Below are 14,949 nucleotides of genomic sequence, written 5' to 3'. Positions count from 1 at the left end.
CCGCTACGCGCCGGTGACGCCGTCGATGCTCTCCCGGAGCAGGTCCGCATGGCCGTTGTGGCGGGCGTACTCCTCGATCATGTGGACCAGGATCCAGCGCAGCGACACTCCTTCGCCGCCGAGCACCGCCGCGTTCTCCTTCGAGAGCGTGCCGGACTCGTCGAGCGAGGCGTCCGCGATCAGTTCACGGCTCCGGTCGACCTCGGTCCGCCAGGCGGCCAGGGCCTCGTCGATCCCGCGGTCCGCGGCGAGGGCGTAGCCGTATCCGCCGTCCTTGCCGTAGAGCAGTGGGACGTCGTGGCCGGCGAACACGCGCTGGAACCAGTTCCGTTCGACCTCGGCCAGGTGCTGCACCAGGCCGAGGATCGTCATCGACGAGGGTGTCACCGCGGCGCGGCGCACCTGGTCGTCGTCGAGTCCGGCGCACTTCAGCGCCAGCGTCGCACGGTGGAACTCCAACCAGCTCTCCAGCATGGCTCGTTCACCGGCGTGCGGGGGCGGGATCGGGCGTCCGTCGGGTGTCGTGTCCATACGCAGCACCCTCGCACATGCCGATGACAGCCGGCCCGGCCCCGCCGCCCCCTGTCGGCCCGACAGGGCTACGGCGCCGGCTTGAGCTCCGCCATCTCGTTCCAGCCCTGGCCCGGCACCTCGACGTTGATGATCTCCGGCGTGGTGGCGATCGCGGTGGCCATCGACTCCATGCCCGCCCGGAAGTGGTCGGAGGCCACATGCGCCGCCCCCGCGTCCGCGTCGGCGAAGGCCTCCAGCAGCGTGAACCTGTTCGGATCGTCGACGCTGCGCGACCAGTCGTAGAAGAGGTTTCCGGGCTCGGCGCGGGTCGCGCGGGTGAAGTCGTCGACGATGTCGAGCCAGCGGTCGCTGTACTCGGGACGGACGGTGAACCTGACGGCGATGAAGATCATGCGTACACGGTGGCGCTCCGGGAGCGCCGCAGCCATCCGTGACGCGCCGGATTCCGGCCCTGCCGGAAAACGGCCCCGGCCCGTCGTGCTGCCCGCCTCACCAGGGCGCGTCGGAAGCGGCCCGCACCACCGCCGCCAGGATCTCGCCGTGCCGGCGACGGAACTCGCCGGTCGGCAGCGACACCGACAGGGCGTGGACCACGCCGTCGGCGCCGCCGGGCCGCTCCGGGAGGGTGGTGGCGAGACAGGTGAACGCCGGGTCCGCCTCGCCGATCGACACCGCGTAGCCCTGCCCCCGCACCCGCGCGAGCTCGGCCTCGAACCGCTCGGCGCCGGTGATGGTGCGGTCGGTGAAGCGGGCCATGCCGTGTTCGGCGAGATACCGCCGTCGCGCCGGCCGTGGCAGCGCCGCCAGCAGCGCCTTGCCGTGGGCGGTCGCGTGTGCCCGCGTCTCCGGCCCGGGCGCGAACGGGTGCGCGACGTCCGTGACCGGCACGGTGCTGTCGATCATGACGATCCGGCCGTCGCGGTACGCGGTGAAGTACGCCTCCGCCCCGGTGGCCCTCCGCAGCCGGGGCAGCAGCTCGGCGATCCGCGGCCCGAGCCCCAGATGCCGCCGGTACGACCGGTGCAGCGCGGCCACCCGCGGTCCCGGGGCGTATCCGGCGCTGGTGCGGACCAGGTGCCCGCGGGCGGTGAGCGGCCCCAGCAGGTGGTACACGGTCGACAGCGAGCACCCCAGCCGCCGCGCGAGCGCCTTCGCCCCGACCGGTCCGGGAGCATCCGCGACGGCGTCGAGGATCTCCAGCGCGCGATCGACCGACTGCGGCCCTGTGGGGCCGGCGGGCTTGGCCATGCTCATGTTCCTTCCGGGGCCGTTCTGCCGCTGACTTCGCTCCAGCCTACGAACGCCTGACGCGAGGAGGTCCGGCGTCGCTGCCGGACGAGTGCGCTGCCGAGGGGAAAGCCCACCCCTGGTGCGGCTGGGGGGCGGTGAGCCGGTGAGTCGCTTCCCCGATGCGCCGTGCCGCTCGTGCCGGCAAGCGGGCGGTCTTTTGGATCAGCCGGTTGCCGTCAGGGCCGCGCGTGCGGTGGTGAGGATCTCCTCCGAGAGTGGGGAGCCCTTGGTGGCGCGGGCCAGGACGAGGGCTCCGAGCATGGTGCACAGCCGGGTGAGGCCGTCCTCGTCCTCGGTGGCGAGCGCGTCGGCGAAGGCGCGCACGCCCTCGGCGTAGATCCGGTGCGCTTCGTGATTGCCGCTGGTGCGCGCCATGTCGGCGGCGAGTCCGGCGGCGGGGCAGCCGTCCGCCGCGTCGTCGCGGTGCTCGACGGAGAGGTAGGCGTCGATCAGCTCCCGCTGGGCGGTCTCGCGTCGCCCGGCGTTCCGCTCGATTCCGGTCGCGTGGAGCCGGGCGAGTTCGCCGAAGGCGTGGGCGGTCGCCTCGTCGACCAGTGCGTCCTTGGAGGCGAACTGCTTGTAGAAGCCGCCGTGGGTCAGGCCGGCGGCCTTCATGAGGTCGGCGACGCTGACATGGGTCCCCTGCTCGCGGAACAGCCGGGAGGCCGTCTCCACGACCCGCTGCCGGTTCTCCTGAGCCTGTGTCTGCGATACGCGACCCACCGGCCACCTCCCCGTTTGGATGTCAGTTGCCATCTATTCTAGACTCCATAATAGATTGCAGTCATAATCTAAATGGCAGGCCCGGTTCTCGGGCGACAGCAGTGCAAGGAGCGGACATGGAACTCAAGAACACGGTCGCCGTGGTCACCGGAGCGAACCGGGGGCTGGGACGGCACCTGGCCACCCAGCTCCTGGAGCGCGGAGTCAAGGTCTACGCGGCGGCGCGCCGCCCCGAGAGCGTGGACCTGGCCGGCGTCACCCCGCTTCGCCTGGATGTGACCGACGAGGAGTCGGTCCGGGCCGCAGCGCGCATCGCCTCCGACGCGACGCTCCTGGTGAACAACGCGGGGATCTCCACGGGCACCCGGTTGCTCGCCGGCGACCTGGACGCCGTGCGCCTGGAGATGGAGACCAACTTCTTCGGACCGCTCGCCGTGACCCGGACCTTCGCCCCGGTCATCGAGGGCAACGGCGGCGGCGCCGTACTCAACGTCCTGTCCGTGCTGTCCTGGCTGCACCCCGCCGGCCTCGGGGCCTACGCGGCGGCCAAGGCCGCCGCCTGGGCGCTGACCGACGCCGCCCGCGAGGAACTGGCCCCCCGCGGCATCGCCGTCTCCGCGCTGCACGTCGGATACATGGACACCGACATGGCCCGTGTCGTTCCGGCCGATCAGAAGGCCGACCCCGCAGAGGTCGCCGCCCAGGCCCTTGACGGCATCGAGCAGGGCCTGCCCGAGATCCTCGCCGACGACGTCACCCGGCTCGTCAAGCAGGGCCTGGCCCTGGCGCAGAGTGCGGCGTGAACGCGCAACCCGCCGTGGCCCACGCGGCGCGCGGCGGCGGTCCCGGTGCGCCCTGTCCAGGGAGCGATACGTTTCCCTCCATGTACTCGACGCAGGTCTCCCGGCATGTGAGAGCACCGCGCGCGGCCGTCTACCGGGCGCTGCTGGACGCGGAGGCCGTGGCGCGATGGCGGGTGCCGGAGGGCATGAGCGGTCACGTCCACGAGTTCGACGCCAGAGAAGGCGGCAGGTTCCGCGTCTCGCTCACCTACGACGCTCCGGCCGGCGCCGGCAAATCGGACGCGCACACCGACACCTACCACGGCCGCTTCGCCGAGCTGGTCCCGGACGAGACGGTGGTCGAAGTGCTGGAGTTCGAGACGGCGGACCCGGCGCTGCGCGGGGAGATGAGGATGACGACCACGCTCACGGACGCGGACGGCGGCACCGATGTCGTGATCCTTCATGAAGGCATTCCCGACGTCGTCCCGGCCGCCGACAACGAGACCGGCACCCGCATGGCACTCGACAACCTGGCACGGCTCGTCGAGACGGACGAGCGCCCCGTGTAGCCGGGCCGAGGAGCGGCACGCACGGTGACGGCCCCTGTCGGCCGGAGACGGACGACGGGGGCGGGCGACGGGGACGGGCGACCGGTGAGGCGGGAAGGCGCGGCCGCGCGGCACGGCCCTTCCCACCTCACCGGCAACGCTTGTGCATCCGGCGGGGCAGGCAGATTCTGAAGAGGATGAACGGGTCTGTTCAGGCTGCGGGCGCGTGGGACGCGGCAGGCGCCTGGCGGCCATGGGGATCGGCGGAGGCCGAGGATCTCCGTGGCCCGCTCGACATCACTGTCGCCGCCACGGTGGTCCTCGACGCCCGCGACAGGGTCATCGGGTGGAGCCCGGCCGCCGAGGCGCTGCTCGGACACGCCGCCGAGGACATCCTCGGACGGCCCGTCGACGTGTTCTTGTGCGGAACCGCGCCGGCGGCGGCTTCCGGACCTCCGTCCGGTCCGGCCGCCGGCCCGCCGGAACCCGGCCCTTCCCCGGCGTCCTCCGTGCTGCCCGGCGCACCGGGGCTGCCCTTCCGCGGTCATGAGCCCCGGCTCGCGCGACACCGCGACGGTCACGCAGTCCCGGTCGAGGCGGCGGTGTCGGAGCTGGCCGGCGGCGGGACGGCCGCGCGGGTCCTCGTCCTCGCGGAGACGGAACGGCTGCGGGTGTGGGAATCCCGCCTGGCGATGCTCGACGGGCTGGCCACACAGTCCCCGATCGGACTGGCGATCTACGACACGGACCTCCGGCTGGCCTGGGCGAACGCCGCTTCCAGCGCGGAGATCGGCCGGCCGTTCCCCCAGTACCGCGGCACGCACGCGGACGAGCTGTACCCGGGCGGCGCGCTCGTCACCCAAGGTCACCCCCGCACTCTCGACGCCGTCATGCGCCAGGTCCTCGACACCGGCGAGCCCGTGCTCGACGTGCAGTTCCTCGGGGAACTGCCCAGCGATCCCGGCAGGGACCATCTGTGGTCGTGTTCGTACTACCGGCTCGAGGACGCGGAGGGCCGGGTGCTCGGCGTGTGCGAGGACGCCTTCGACATCACCGACCGCTACGACGCCCAGAACCGGCTGGCCCTGCTGGTCGAGGCGGGCCGCCGCATCGGCACGACCCTCGACGCGGTGGTCACCGCTCAGGAGCTCGCGGACGTGGCGGTGCCCGGCTTCGCCTCCGCGGTCGAGGTCGACATCGTGCCGGGCGTCCTCGAAGGCGGCGAGCCCGAAACCGGCCGGCCGGCGAGAGGCGGTTTCGTCAGGGTCGCCAGGGCGCCGGCGCGGGCCGCCCGCACGGTCATCGAGTACCTGCCCGGGACCCCGCAGCTTCGCAGTCTGTCCTCCGGCGGCAAGGTGCTCGACGAGAACGCGCTCGTCGTGCCGCTGCGGGTCGGCTCGGAGACCCTGGGCCTCGTCACCTTCACCCGTGAGGGCCGGCCGGCGGTCTTCGACAACGGGGAGCTCGCCCTCGCCGACGAACTGGTGGCCAGGGCCGCCGTCCGCATCGACAACGCCCGCCGTTTCACCCGCGAACACGCCGCGGCCCTCACCCTCCAGCGCGAGCTGCTCCCGCAGCACCTTCCCTGGCACTCGGCCGTGGAGGTCGCCCACCGCTACCTGCCCACCGACGGGGCGACCGGGGTCGGCGGCGACTGGTTCGACCTCATCCCGCTCTCCGGCGCACGTGTCGGGCTGGTCGTCGGCGACGTCGTCGGCCACGGGCTGCCGGCCGCGGTCACGATGGGACGGCTGCGCACCACCGTGGAGGCCCTCGCCGAGCTGGACATGGCCCCCGACGAACTCCTCGCACGACTGGACGACCTGGTGGTACCCGCCTCCGACGCGTTCCAGGGGCCGGGGGAGGGGCGTACGGGAGAGGCGGCGGGGGCGTACGTCGCAGCCGGTCCGCATCCCGACGTGACGACCGGCGCGACCTGCATCTACGCGGTCTACGACCCGGTTTCCGGCCGCTGCACGATGGCACGCGCCGGGCATCTGCCGCCGGCGGTCGTGGCCATGGACGGCTCGTACCACTACCCGGAGCTGCCCGCGGGGCCGCCGCTGGGACTCGGCGGCCTGCCGTTCGAGTCGATGGAGATCGACCTGCCCGCGGGCAGCCTCCTCGCCCTGTTCACCGACGGTCTGGTGGAGGCCCGTGACCGCGACATCGACGAGCGGCTCGACCTGCTGGGCCAAGTGCTGGCCGCCCACCGGGAGTTGCCATTGGAGGAACTGTGCGACCGGGTGGTCGCCGAGCTCCTGCCGGACGGCACGACCGCCGACGACACCGCCCTTCTCCTGGTCCGCACCCGCGAGTTCGACGCCGGGCAGGTCGCGATGTGGGAGCTGCCGGCGGAAGCGGTGGCGGCCGGCCGGGCACGGGAACTCATCACCGGGCAGCTGAGCACCTGGGGCCTCGACGAACTGGCGTTCTCGACCGAGCTGGTCGTCAGCGAACTGGTGACCAACGCGGTCCGCTACGCGCAGGGACCGCTTCAACTCCGCCTGATCCGCGACCGGACGCTCCTGTGCGAGGTGGCGGACACCGGCCACACCTCACCCCACCTGCGCCACAGCACGGCCGAGGACGAGGGCGGCCGCGGGCTGTTCATCGTCGCCCAGCTCGTCCAGCGCTGGGGCACGCGCTACACCCGTTCCGGCAAGACGATCTGGACGGAACAGGCGTTCCCCGACGGTGTGCCCGCGGTGTGAGCCGCCGTGAGGCCGGTCAGGCACTCGGCGCGCTCGAACCCGCGGTGACCGCCGGCCGACCGGTGCGGCCAACTGCGCGGCGCGCGCGCCTGGTTCACGCCGACTCCCGCCCTGAAGCGGCATACTTCGCCACATGTCTGTGAAAAGCTTCGCGCCCACCACGGCTCCCCGCAGCCTGCGGGATCCCGTCTTCCTCACCGCGCGGCTCAAGGCAGTACGTACCGGTCCGTCGGTGCGCCCGCTCAACGACTGGGTGGCCGACCTGCGTGAGCGGCTGGATCAGGGCGAGTCCGTTCCGTGGTTCGACCCGGCCTCCGGCGGGGTCGAGGCGCGCAGCCTCTTCCTGCTGGAGGCGCCCGGCAGGAAGGCCGTGGGCAGCGGGGCGGGCCTGCGGCGCACGGGCAGCGGGATCATCTCCGTCGACAACAACGACCCGACCGCCCAGAACTGCTGGCTGCTCCGTCGCGAGGCGGGGCTGGCCTACGAGCACTCCCTGCACTGGAACATCGTTCCGTGGTACCTGGGCACGGCCGACCGGATCGCCGCGGCGGGACGTACCGACGTACAGCTCGCGGCGCCGTTCCTCCACGAAGTGATCTCGCTGCTGCCGAAGTTGGAGGTCGTGGTGCCCATGGGCCGCAGCGCCCAGGCCGGCTGGGCCGCGTACGTCGCCCGCTACGCCCCCGCGGTCCGCACCCTGGCGACCTGGCACCCCAGCCCCCGGGGCCTCGCCTCACGCCCCGCGGCGCGGCCGGAGATCCTGCGCACCATGCGGGAGGTGGCCCGGCTCACGGTGCGGGAGGACGCCGACCCCTCCTGACGCAAGGGCTCGTCACCCGCGGCGGCGCGAGGGCCTCGTCGTCCGGCGTACGCGGCCCACGAGGTGGAACGTGCTCACCCGCGCTCTTGTCGGTGGTGTCTTCTACGCTGCGGATCATGAGCAGATGGCTGAGCAACCCCGGAATCCTGCTGGAGCAGGGCGCGGCCCACCGCGAGTTCGCGGAGCGCGGGGACCTGGCCGGGCTCGCCCGGTCGGTCATGGAAGCCGCGTGCAACAACGGGTCCATGACCGGGCCCGGCGTCGAGGCCATGGCGTGGCTGCGGCAGCTGCCGGACCGTGACCGGCTGGAACTGGCGGGCATCTGGTCCGCATGGCATGCGCGCACGGCGGCGGATGCGCCGTCGGCGGAGGTCTTCCGCAGGAACACCTCCTACCTCAGGGCCGAGTTGCTGCTGGCGGCGACCGGCGTGGCCCGCGGCCTCGATCCGGACCTGATGGCGGCGGAGCGCCGGGCCGTCCTCGGGAAGACGGCCGGCGACCATGTGGCGTCCGGGCACCGGGAGTGGGAGCTCGCGGAGGCGGAGCTCGAAGCCGGACGCGTACCCGGACCGGAGGTCCTGGCCGTCTTCCGGCGCACCGTGATCGACTACCACGCCGAGCCGGCCCTGCGTGAGCTGCTGACCCGCTTCCCCGGCCCCGTGCTCAACCCGGGTGAGGCATGGGCCGATCAGGCTCTCGAGGACGCGGCGAGGGGCGGCGACACCTGGCACCGTCTGCTCGCCCACCGTGCCCCGCTCAGCGCGGGAGCGCCGTCGGCCAAGTGGCTGGACACGGGCCGGGACCTGCTCGACGCGGCGGGGCCGGAGCCGGTCCGCCGCCGTGTCCACCAGTGGTTCGAACTCGTGGGCCGGGAGCGCCCCGTGCCGCTGCGGGGCTCGCAGGGTCCCGCTGCCTACGACCCGTACAACGTCCAGGCGCTGCGGGCACTCGCCTGGCTGCTTTCGCTGCTGCCGCCCCGTGACGACACCTGCGACGCGCTCGCCCGGCTGGTCGAGACCTCGCTGAGGAGGCTCCCGTACTCCGGGCTGTACCCCGTCAGGGTCGCGGAGGCCGGCGTGGTGGCCCTCGCGCGCATCGGCACCGGGGACGCACGGCGGGAACTGGACGGGCTGCGCCGGCGGGTCACTCACAAGACGGTGCTGCGGCGCGTCGACCGCGCCCTGGCCGCATGACGGGCGGGCGCGCGGCGCGGCCCGCGGAAAATGCCCGGCCCCGCCCCGCCGCCCCCTGCTAGCCTCCCGGCATGACCACGCACTCGTTCCCGATGATGCCCCGCAGACGGGGCTGCTGAGTCGGACGTGTGACGTACCGAGGCCCCGGGAACGGGGCCTCTTTCGCGTACGCAGGTGGAAGCCCCGCCCGGCACAGGAGGAGGCTTCCGAATGACTGCCGCACGCACCTACATCACCACGACCGTCCCGTACGTCAACGCCCGGCCGCACCTGGGCTTCGCCCTGGAGCTGGTGCAGGCCGACGTGCTGGCCCGGCACGGCCGTCGGTCCGGCGAACAGGTCCGTTTCCTGACCGGCACGGACGACAACTCGCTCAAGAACGTCCTCGCGGCGGAGGCGGAGGGCGTCGGGGTGCAGGAGTTCGTCGACCGCAACGCCGCCGCGTTCGCCGCCCTGCGCGGACCGCTCGCCCTGTCGTCGGACGACTTCATCCGCACCAGCAGCGACCCGCGGCACCGCGCCGGTGTGGAACGGCTGTGGCAGCGGTGCGCCGAGGCGGGGGACCTGTACCGCAGGCATTACGAGGGGCTGTACTGCGTGGGCTGCGAGCAGTTCTACACGCCAGGCGACCTCGAAGAGGGCCGATGTCCGGACCACGGCACGGAGCCCCAGCGGGTGTCCGAGGAGAACTGGTTCTTCCGGCTCTCCCGCCACGCCGGCACCTTGCGGGACCTGATCACGGACGGCACGCTGCGGATCGAGCCCGCCTCACGCCGCAACGAGGTCCTCGGCCTGATCGAGGGCGGTCTGCACGACTTCTCCGTCTCCCGCTCCCAGAGCCGCGCCCGCGGCTGGGGCATCCCCGTCCCCGGCGACCCCGACCAGGTCGTCTACGTGTGGTGGGACGCGCTCGGCAACTACGTCACCAGCCTCGGCTACGGCACCGGGGACGACACGTTCGACGAGTGGTGGCGCGGGAGCGGCAGGCGGGTCCACCTGGCGGGCAAGGGTGTGCTGAGGTTCCACGCCGTCTACTGGCCGGCGATGCTCCTGTCGGCGGGGCTGCCGCTGCCGACCGACATCCTGGTCCACGACTATCTCACCGTCGACGGCCGCAAGATCAGCAAGTCGAGCGGCACGACGGTCGATCCGGTCGAACTGGCCGCCGACGCCGGCACGGACGCGGTCCGCTGGTGGCTGCTGCGTGACGTACCGCGGGTCGGCGACGCGGACTTCACGCGGGAACGCCTCGTGGACCGGGCCAACAGCGACCTCGCCGGCGGGCTGGGCAACCTGGTGAACCGCGTCGTCACCATGGTCCACCGCTACCGTGACGGCCGCCCTCCGGCGTCGCGCCCCCTCGGGCTCACCTCGAAGCCACTGGCCGAGGCGTGCGACGACAGCCCCCGCCTGATCGCGGCGGCCCTCGCAGGCTTCGACTTCCGCCGGGCGGCGGCCGCGGTATGGACGATCGTGGAGGAGGCCAACCGCTGCGTGGACGCCACCCGGCCCTGGGAGTCGGCCAAGGCAGAAAGGGCCGGAGACCCCGACGCCGGGCAGCGCCTGGACCGGGCTCTCGACGCCCTCCTGCAGGCGTGCCTGGTCCTCGCCGACCGGCTGGAGCCGTTCCTGCCGGGGGCCGCGGCACGCATCGAGGAGCAGTGCACAGCGGTCGGCGGAGTCCTTCCCGCTCCCGCTCCGCTGTTCCCCCGGATCGAGGCGTGAGGGGGCCGTCCTGCCACGGGCCGTCGGGGGAGGCGTTGACCTGCCCTGACGGCCCGTCCCGGGCCGGTCCCGTGACGGTGGTGTGAGTGAAGGATGATGCTTGTGCAGGGTCCCGAGTCATTTGTGGTGTCGCAGTGTGACTAATATTCACGCGTCGGAGCGCACCACGAATTTGACCAACCGTCAGGTCGGTCCCTCGTCAAGGAGCATTGCCCTGCGCACGCGCGCGTCACGGCGGACCGGCTCGGCATCCATGTCGCTGCGGACGGCTCTGCTCGTCCTCGCCTTCGTCCCCGGTATCGCACTGGTGGCCCTCTGGGGCGTCACCAGCGGCCAGACACTGTTCGACTTCCAACGACAGGCGGCCCAGGGGCTGTTGGCAGAGAAGGCGGGCCAACCGTCCAACGTCGTCTACTACAACCTCCAGGAGGAACGCCGGCTCAGCGCCGAGGTGCTCGCACGCCGCGACGGCGCCACAGCGGACCTGGCGCGCCAGCGCGAGCTGACGGACGAGGCGGTCGACCGGTTCCGGTCCCTCTCCGACGTCACCGAGGACGACGCGCCCCGCGAGGTCCTGGACGCGGTCGCCGGAGCCCGGCAGGCGATCAGCCAACTGCCCGCCCAGCGCGCCCTGGTGGACGGCGGCGACCGTGATCAGCAAGAGGCCGTGTACGACTACTACACCAACCTGATCGCGGTCGACCTGAAGCTCTTCACCGCGCTCAGCCACGTCGACAACGGGCGCATCACCACCCTGTCGCAGCCCCTCGTGGACCTGTTCTGGGCCAAGGAGATGATCTCCCGTTCCGACGCCCTGCTCGCCCGTGGCTGGGAGCGGGGCAGGCTGAGCACCAGGGAGTACCAGCAGTTCCGGCAGGCCGTCGCCGGCCAGTCGTTCGTGCACGCCACCAAGGTGGTGCCCTTCCTCCCGGACGACGAGAAGGCCGAGTGGGAGGCGATCACAGGCAGTGCGGCCTGGCAGGCGAAGACCCGCGTCGAGAACGCCGTACTGCGCCCCGCGGACCCCGACTCGTCCGGCGACATCAGGATCCGCGCCGAGGAGCGGACCTGGCGCGACGCGATGGACACGCTCACGCCCCGGCTGAAGACGCTCATGGAGCAGCGGACCGCGCACGTGGTCGAGGAGGGCAAGGGCAGCGTCATGTCGCTGCTCTTCCGGATGGTGCTCACCACGGTCGTCGGCCTTCTCGCCGTCGTCGCCGTCATCTGGACCACCTGGCGCCTCACCCGTAACCTGCGCCGGCGCATCAGCCGCCTCCAGGAACAGGCCGAGGCACTGGAGAAGGCCCTCCCCGACGTCGTGGAGCGGCTCGGTCAGGGAGAGCGCATCGACGTCGAGGCCGAGGCACGAGCCATCCAGCAGGACGACCAGGACCGTGCCTCCGACGAGCTCACCCGGCTCGGCGAGGCGCTCAACCTCGCGCGCACCAGCGCGCTGGAGGCCGCGGTCCGACAGGCCGACCAGCACCGCGGGTTCGAGCGGCTGCTCCAGCGCATCGCGCGACGCACGCAGCAGCTCATCGGCCAGCAGCTCAAGAAGCTGGACGAGCTGGAGCGCCGGCACGAGGACCCCGAGGTGCTGGACGGCCTCTTCGACCTCGACCACCTCACCGCCCGGCTGCGGCGCTACGAGGAGAACCTGGTGATCCTCGCGGGCGGCTCGCCGCACCGGCGCTGGCGCAAGCCGGTCCCGCTGCTCGACGTGATGCGCTCGGCCCAGGGCGAGGTGCAGGACTACCGTCGCGTCATGCTGGACCTCGACGGCAGTCCCTGGCTCTCGGCACGCGCGGTCGGCCCGGTCTCGCACGTCCTGGCCGAACTGATCGAGAACGCGCTCGCCTTCTCCCGCCCGCCGAGTCCGGTCGAGGTCAGGGCCGCGGCAGTGAGCCGCGGACTCGCCATCGAGGTCGAGGACCGTGGTCTCGGCATGGAGGAGGACCAGCTCGCCGACGCCAACGAACTGATGCGCCGCCCGCCGCGGATGGACGTGCTGGCCCACTCCGACGACATCCGGCTCGGCCTGCACGTGATCGCACGGCTCGCGTCCCAGTACGGGCTGCGGGTCGAGTTCCGCTCGTCGGCGTACGGCGGCACACGGGCCGTCGTCCTCGTCCCCCACGAGCTGACCGTGGCCGGGACGGACCCGGAGGCGCCGGCCCCGTCGGCGGTGCCGGTGCACGCCGTGGCGCCCCTCGCCGGGTCCGCCGCCACCGTGGCGGACACCGACGCGCTGCCGACCCGTGTGCAGGGCAGGGCGCTCGCCGACGTGACGACGCTGAACCCCGCCGCCGCGGCACCGCACGAGAGCGCCGCCCCGCCGTACGCGGAGGAGCCGGGGCACCCGTACGGGAACGACCCGGAGCCGAACGGCGCGGCAGGGGAGCCGTACGGGAACGGTCCCGGACAGTACGGGGAGTCCGCCGGTTCGTACGGGGGCCCCGGCCTGCCGTACGCGGAGTCCGGGCAGCCGTACGACCACGCCGGGACGCCGTACGACCTCGCCGGGCCCCCGTACGTTCCGGCACCCGCCGAGCCGTACGGGACACCGGAGCCGTACGCGACTTCGGCCGAGCCGTACGGGACTCCGGGCGGGCCGCACGTCGCCGGCCCCGCCCTGTACGCGACTCCGGGCGAGCCGCACGCGACCACCCCCGCCCCGTACGCGGCTCAGGCCGAGCCGTACGGAACCCTCGTCGCGCCGCACACGAGCGCCCCCGCCCCGTACGGGGTCCCCGTGCAGCCGGGTGCCGGGCAGGAGGTATCGCACGACGGCGCAGGCGGTCCCTCCGGCGGCGTGCCGGGCCTGCCCGGCCTCCCCGAGCCCGCGGCGGAGCCTCCGCTGCCCCGCCGGGTGCGGCAGGCCAGCCTCGTCGACGAGCTGCGCGTCGCCCCCGCCGACCGGCCCGTGGCGCCCAAGCCGCCGCGCTGGCAGGACGATCCGCTGCTCCGGCCGGCCCCGCGCCGTGCGGGCGCCACGATCGGCGCGTTCCAGCGACGGTCCCGGGCCGCCCGCGCGGGCGACGCGCCCACGGACCCGGCCGGCCCCCCGGACCGGCCCGACCCCACCGCACCGACCCGTCCCACGAGAGAAGAACGGTCATGACACGCACAACCGCCACTCACCAGGACCTGGACTGGCTGCTCGACGGTCTGGTGGACTCCGTGGCAGAGACCCGTAACGCCGTCCTGCTCTCCGACGACGGGCTGGTCGTCAGCCACTCGCGGACCATCGAGCGCTCCGCGGCGGAGCGGCTGGCCGCGATCTGCACGGGCCAGCAGAGCCTGGCCCGCGGGGTCGGCCAGCTCTTCGACGGCGGCGTCGTGCACCAGGTGATCGTCGAACTGGCCGACCTCTGGCTGTTCATCATCTCGGCAGGCCAGGGCACCCACCTTGCCGTGGTCGCGTCGCAGGAGGTGGACGCGGAGGTCATGTCGCTCGCCATGCACAACCTCGTCCAGCAGGTCGGCCAGAAGCTCGGCACGCCCGTGCGTGGGGAGTTCGACGCCTTCGGTACCGGGGAGGGACCGGTCGCGTGAACACCGGCTGGGAGGACGAGGACGACGAGGCCCTGGGGGAGGACGGCTCGGGGACGATGGTCCGCCCGTACACCATCACCCGGGGCCGTACGGCCCCCGAGCGGGACGACTTCACGCTCATCACGGTGCTGAGGACGGCGGACGAGCCGCGCGACGGGCGCGGTGTCCCGGTGCGCCCCGGGCGGTTGCAGCCCGAGCACCGGATGATCCTCGACCGTTGCCGGCGGCCCGCGGCGGTCGCCGAGGTCGCCGCCGACCTCGACCTCCCGGTGTCGGTGACCAAGATCCTGCTGGCCGACCTCGTGGGCCAGGGCCTGCTCACCGCCCGCGCGCCGCTGTCCGTGGCGCGGGCGGCGGGCGGCGCCGACAGGGGCCTGCTGGCCGCCGTTCGTGACGGACTCCGGAGACTCTGAATCACATGACCATCAGTCAGGCGGCGCCCGCCGCCGTGAAGATCCTGATCGCCGGCGGATTCGGCGTCGGCAAGACGACCATGGTGGAAGCGGTCAGCGAGGTCGCCCCGCTGCGCACCGAGGAGTACCTCACCAAGGCGAGCGTCGGCGTCGACGACCTGGCCGGCATCGGCGACAAGGACACGACGACCGTCGCCCTGGACTTCGGGCGCATCACGGTCAGCGACGAGCTGGTCGTGTACCTCTTCGGCACACCCGGCCAGGAACGCTTCTGGTTCATGTGGAACGACCTGGTCAACGGTGCCCTCGGTGGCGTCGTCATCGCGGACACCAGGCGCCTCGGGACGAGTTTCGCCTCGATCGACTTCTTCGAGAGCCGGGACATCCCGTTCGTGGTGGCCATCAACTGCTTCCACGGGCACAACACCCGTACGGCGGAGGAGATCAGGGTCGCCCTCGACCTCGACCCGCACGTGCCGCTGCTGATCGGCGACGTCCGGCGGCGCGAGTTCGGCAAGGACGTGCTGCTCGCGCTGGTCGACCACCTGATGAGCCTTCCCGCCGCGGTCTGAGCGACTGGGGCCCACCGTCCGCCTGCTGTCCCGCATCCTTCCGTCCCCGCTCCGCACCTTCCTGTTCCGGCCCG

14 protein-coding genes are annotated in these 14,949 nt (G+C 72.8%); 10 read left to right on the top strand and 4 right to left on the bottom strand.

The window, feature by feature from the left end; genetic code table 11:
• Window positions 1-3: 3 nt before the first annotated feature.
• From SPRI_RS07430 to SPRI_RS07415, 4 genes are all read right to left on the bottom strand, one after another.
• Window positions 4-531, bottom strand: coding sequence for a DinB family protein (locus tag SPRI_RS07430; protein WP_005309984.1), 528 nt, complete (start codon window positions 529-531; stop codon window positions 4-6).
• Window positions 532-599: 68 nt separating this feature from the next.
• Window positions 600-926 carry a putative quinol monooxygenase gene (locus SPRI_RS07425; RefSeq protein WP_005309981.1) on the bottom strand — a complete coding sequence of 109 codons (327 nt, stop codon included), beginning with the start codon at window positions 924-926 and terminating at the stop codon, window positions 600-602.
• Between the two features lie 97 nt (window positions 927-1,023).
• The gene (locus tag SPRI_RS07420) at window positions 1,024-1,782 is read right to left on the bottom strand and encodes an IclR family transcriptional regulator (RefSeq protein WP_037773373.1); all 759 of its coding nucleotides are present in this window, start codon (window positions 1,780-1,782) and stop codon (window positions 1,024-1,026) included.
• Window positions 1,783-1,986: 204 nt separating this feature from the next.
• Complete coding sequence (locus SPRI_RS07415; protein WP_005309975.1) at window positions 1,987-2,547, bottom strand: TetR/AcrR family transcriptional regulator; 561 nt, start codon at window positions 2,545-2,547, stop codon at window positions 1,987-1,989.
• A 116-nt stretch (window positions 2,548-2,663) separates the two neighbouring features.
• Here SPRI_RS07415 and SPRI_RS07410 point away from each other — a divergent pair, with 116 nt between their 5' ends.
• From SPRI_RS07410 to SPRI_RS07365, 10 genes are all read left to right on the top strand, one after another.
• Complete coding sequence (locus SPRI_RS07410; RefSeq protein ID WP_005309972.1) at window positions 2,664-3,350, top strand: SDR family oxidoreductase; 687 nt, start codon at window positions 2,664-2,666, stop codon at window positions 3,348-3,350.
• A gap of 80 nt (window positions 3,351-3,430) precedes the next feature.
• On the top strand, window positions 3,431-3,901 hold the full coding sequence (locus SPRI_RS07405; protein ID WP_005309969.1) for an SRPBCC family protein: 471 nt from the start codon (window positions 3,431-3,433) through the stop codon (window positions 3,899-3,901).
• Window positions 3,902-4,077: 176 nt separating this feature from the next.
• Window positions 4,078-6,594, top strand: a complete 2,517-nt coding sequence (locus SPRI_RS07400; protein ID WP_005309966.1) for a SpoIIE family protein phosphatase — start codon at window positions 4,078-4,080, stop codon at window positions 6,592-6,594.
• Window positions 6,595-6,727: 133 nt separating this feature from the next.
• On the top strand, window positions 6,728-7,414 hold the full coding sequence (locus tag SPRI_RS07395) for a uracil-DNA glycosylase (RefSeq protein ID WP_063805329.1): 687 nt from the start codon (window positions 6,728-6,730) through the stop codon (window positions 7,412-7,414).
• A 116-nt stretch (window positions 7,415-7,530) separates the two neighbouring features.
• Complete coding sequence (locus SPRI_RS07390) at window positions 7,531-8,607, top strand: hypothetical protein (protein ID WP_050791433.1); 1,077 nt, start codon at window positions 7,531-7,533, stop codon at window positions 8,605-8,607.
• 210 nt (window positions 8,608-8,817) lie between these two features.
• Window positions 8,818-10,332, top strand: coding sequence for a methionine--tRNA ligase (locus SPRI_RS07385; RefSeq protein ID WP_037773372.1), 1,515 nt, complete (start codon window positions 8,818-8,820; stop codon window positions 10,330-10,332).
• A gap of 253 nt (window positions 10,333-10,585) precedes the next feature.
• Window positions 10,586-13,456 carry a sensor histidine kinase gene (locus SPRI_RS07380; protein ID WP_053556781.1) on the top strand — a complete coding sequence of 957 codons (2,871 nt, stop codon included), beginning with the start codon at window positions 10,586-10,588 and terminating at the stop codon, window positions 13,454-13,456.
• The gene (locus SPRI_RS07375; RefSeq protein WP_053556780.1) at window positions 13,453-13,890 is read left to right on the top strand and encodes a roadblock/LC7 domain-containing protein; all 438 of its coding nucleotides are present in this window, start codon (window positions 13,453-13,455) and stop codon (window positions 13,888-13,890) included. Before SPRI_RS07380 ends, SPRI_RS07375 begins: the two co-directional genes overlap by 4 nt.
• 56 nt (window positions 13,891-13,946) lie before the next feature.
• A complete protein-coding gene (locus SPRI_RS07370; protein ID WP_053557703.1) occupies window positions 13,947-14,303 on the top strand; it encodes a DUF742 domain-containing protein in 357 nt (118 codons plus the stop codon).
• 5 nt (window positions 14,304-14,308) lie between these two features.
• Complete coding sequence (locus tag SPRI_RS07365; protein ID WP_037773370.1) at window positions 14,309-14,875, top strand: GTP-binding protein; 567 nt, start codon at window positions 14,309-14,311, stop codon at window positions 14,873-14,875.
• Window positions 14,876-14,949: the final 74 nt, after the last annotated feature.

The organism is Streptomyces pristinaespiralis (assembly GCF_001278075.1).
GTDB classification, from domain to species: Bacteria; Actinomycetota; Actinomycetes; order Streptomycetales; family Streptomycetaceae; genus Streptomyces; species Streptomyces pristinaespiralis.
This window is presented reverse-complemented; position numbering and strand designations above follow the sequence as displayed.

What these genes read in the sequence shown, in the direction of transcription:
- SPRI_RS07430 (WP_005309984.1), bottom strand. Translation starts at nt 531, where the DNA reads ATGGACACGACACCCGACGGACGCCCGATCCCGCCCCCGCACGCCGGT.
- SPRI_RS07425 (WP_005309981.1), bottom strand. Translation starts at nt 926, where the DNA reads ATGATCTTCATCGCCGTCAGGTTCACCGTCCGTCCCGAGTACAGCGAC.
- SPRI_RS07420 (WP_037773373.1), bottom strand. Translation starts at nt 1,782, where the DNA reads ATGGCCAAGCCCGCCGGCCCCACAGGGCCGCAGTCGGTCGATCGCGCG.
- SPRI_RS07410 (WP_005309972.1), top strand. Translation starts at nt 2,664, where the DNA reads ATGGAACTCAAGAACACGGTCGCCGTGGTCACCGGAGCGAACCGGGGG.
- SPRI_RS07405 (WP_005309969.1), top strand. Translation starts at nt 3,431, where the DNA reads ATGTACTCGACGCAGGTCTCCCGGCATGTGAGAGCACCGCGCGCGGCC.
- SPRI_RS07400 (WP_005309966.1), top strand. Translation starts at nt 4,078, where the DNA reads ATGAACGGGTCTGTTCAGGCTGCGGGCGCGTGGGACGCGGCAGGCGCC.
- SPRI_RS07395 (WP_063805329.1), top strand. Translation starts at nt 6,728, where the DNA reads ATGTCTGTGAAAAGCTTCGCGCCCACCACGGCTCCCCGCAGCCTGCGG.
- SPRI_RS07390 (WP_050791433.1), top strand. Translation starts at nt 7,531, where the DNA reads ATGAGCAGATGGCTGAGCAACCCCGGAATCCTGCTGGAGCAGGGCGCG.
- SPRI_RS07385 (WP_037773372.1), top strand. Translation starts at nt 8,818, where the DNA reads ATGACTGCCGCACGCACCTACATCACCACGACCGTCCCGTACGTCAAC.
- SPRI_RS07380 (WP_053556781.1), top strand. Translation starts at nt 10,586, where the DNA reads ATGTCGCTGCGGACGGCTCTGCTCGTCCTCGCCTTCGTCCCCGGTATC.
- SPRI_RS07375 (WP_053556780.1), top strand. Translation starts at nt 13,453, where the DNA reads ATGACACGCACAACCGCCACTCACCAGGACCTGGACTGGCTGCTCGAC.
- SPRI_RS07370 (WP_053557703.1), top strand. Translation starts at nt 13,947, where the DNA reads ATGGTCCGCCCGTACACCATCACCCGGGGCCGTACGGCCCCCGAGCGG.
- SPRI_RS07365 (WP_037773370.1), top strand. Translation starts at nt 14,309, where the DNA reads ATGACCATCAGTCAGGCGGCGCCCGCCGCCGTGAAGATCCTGATCGCC.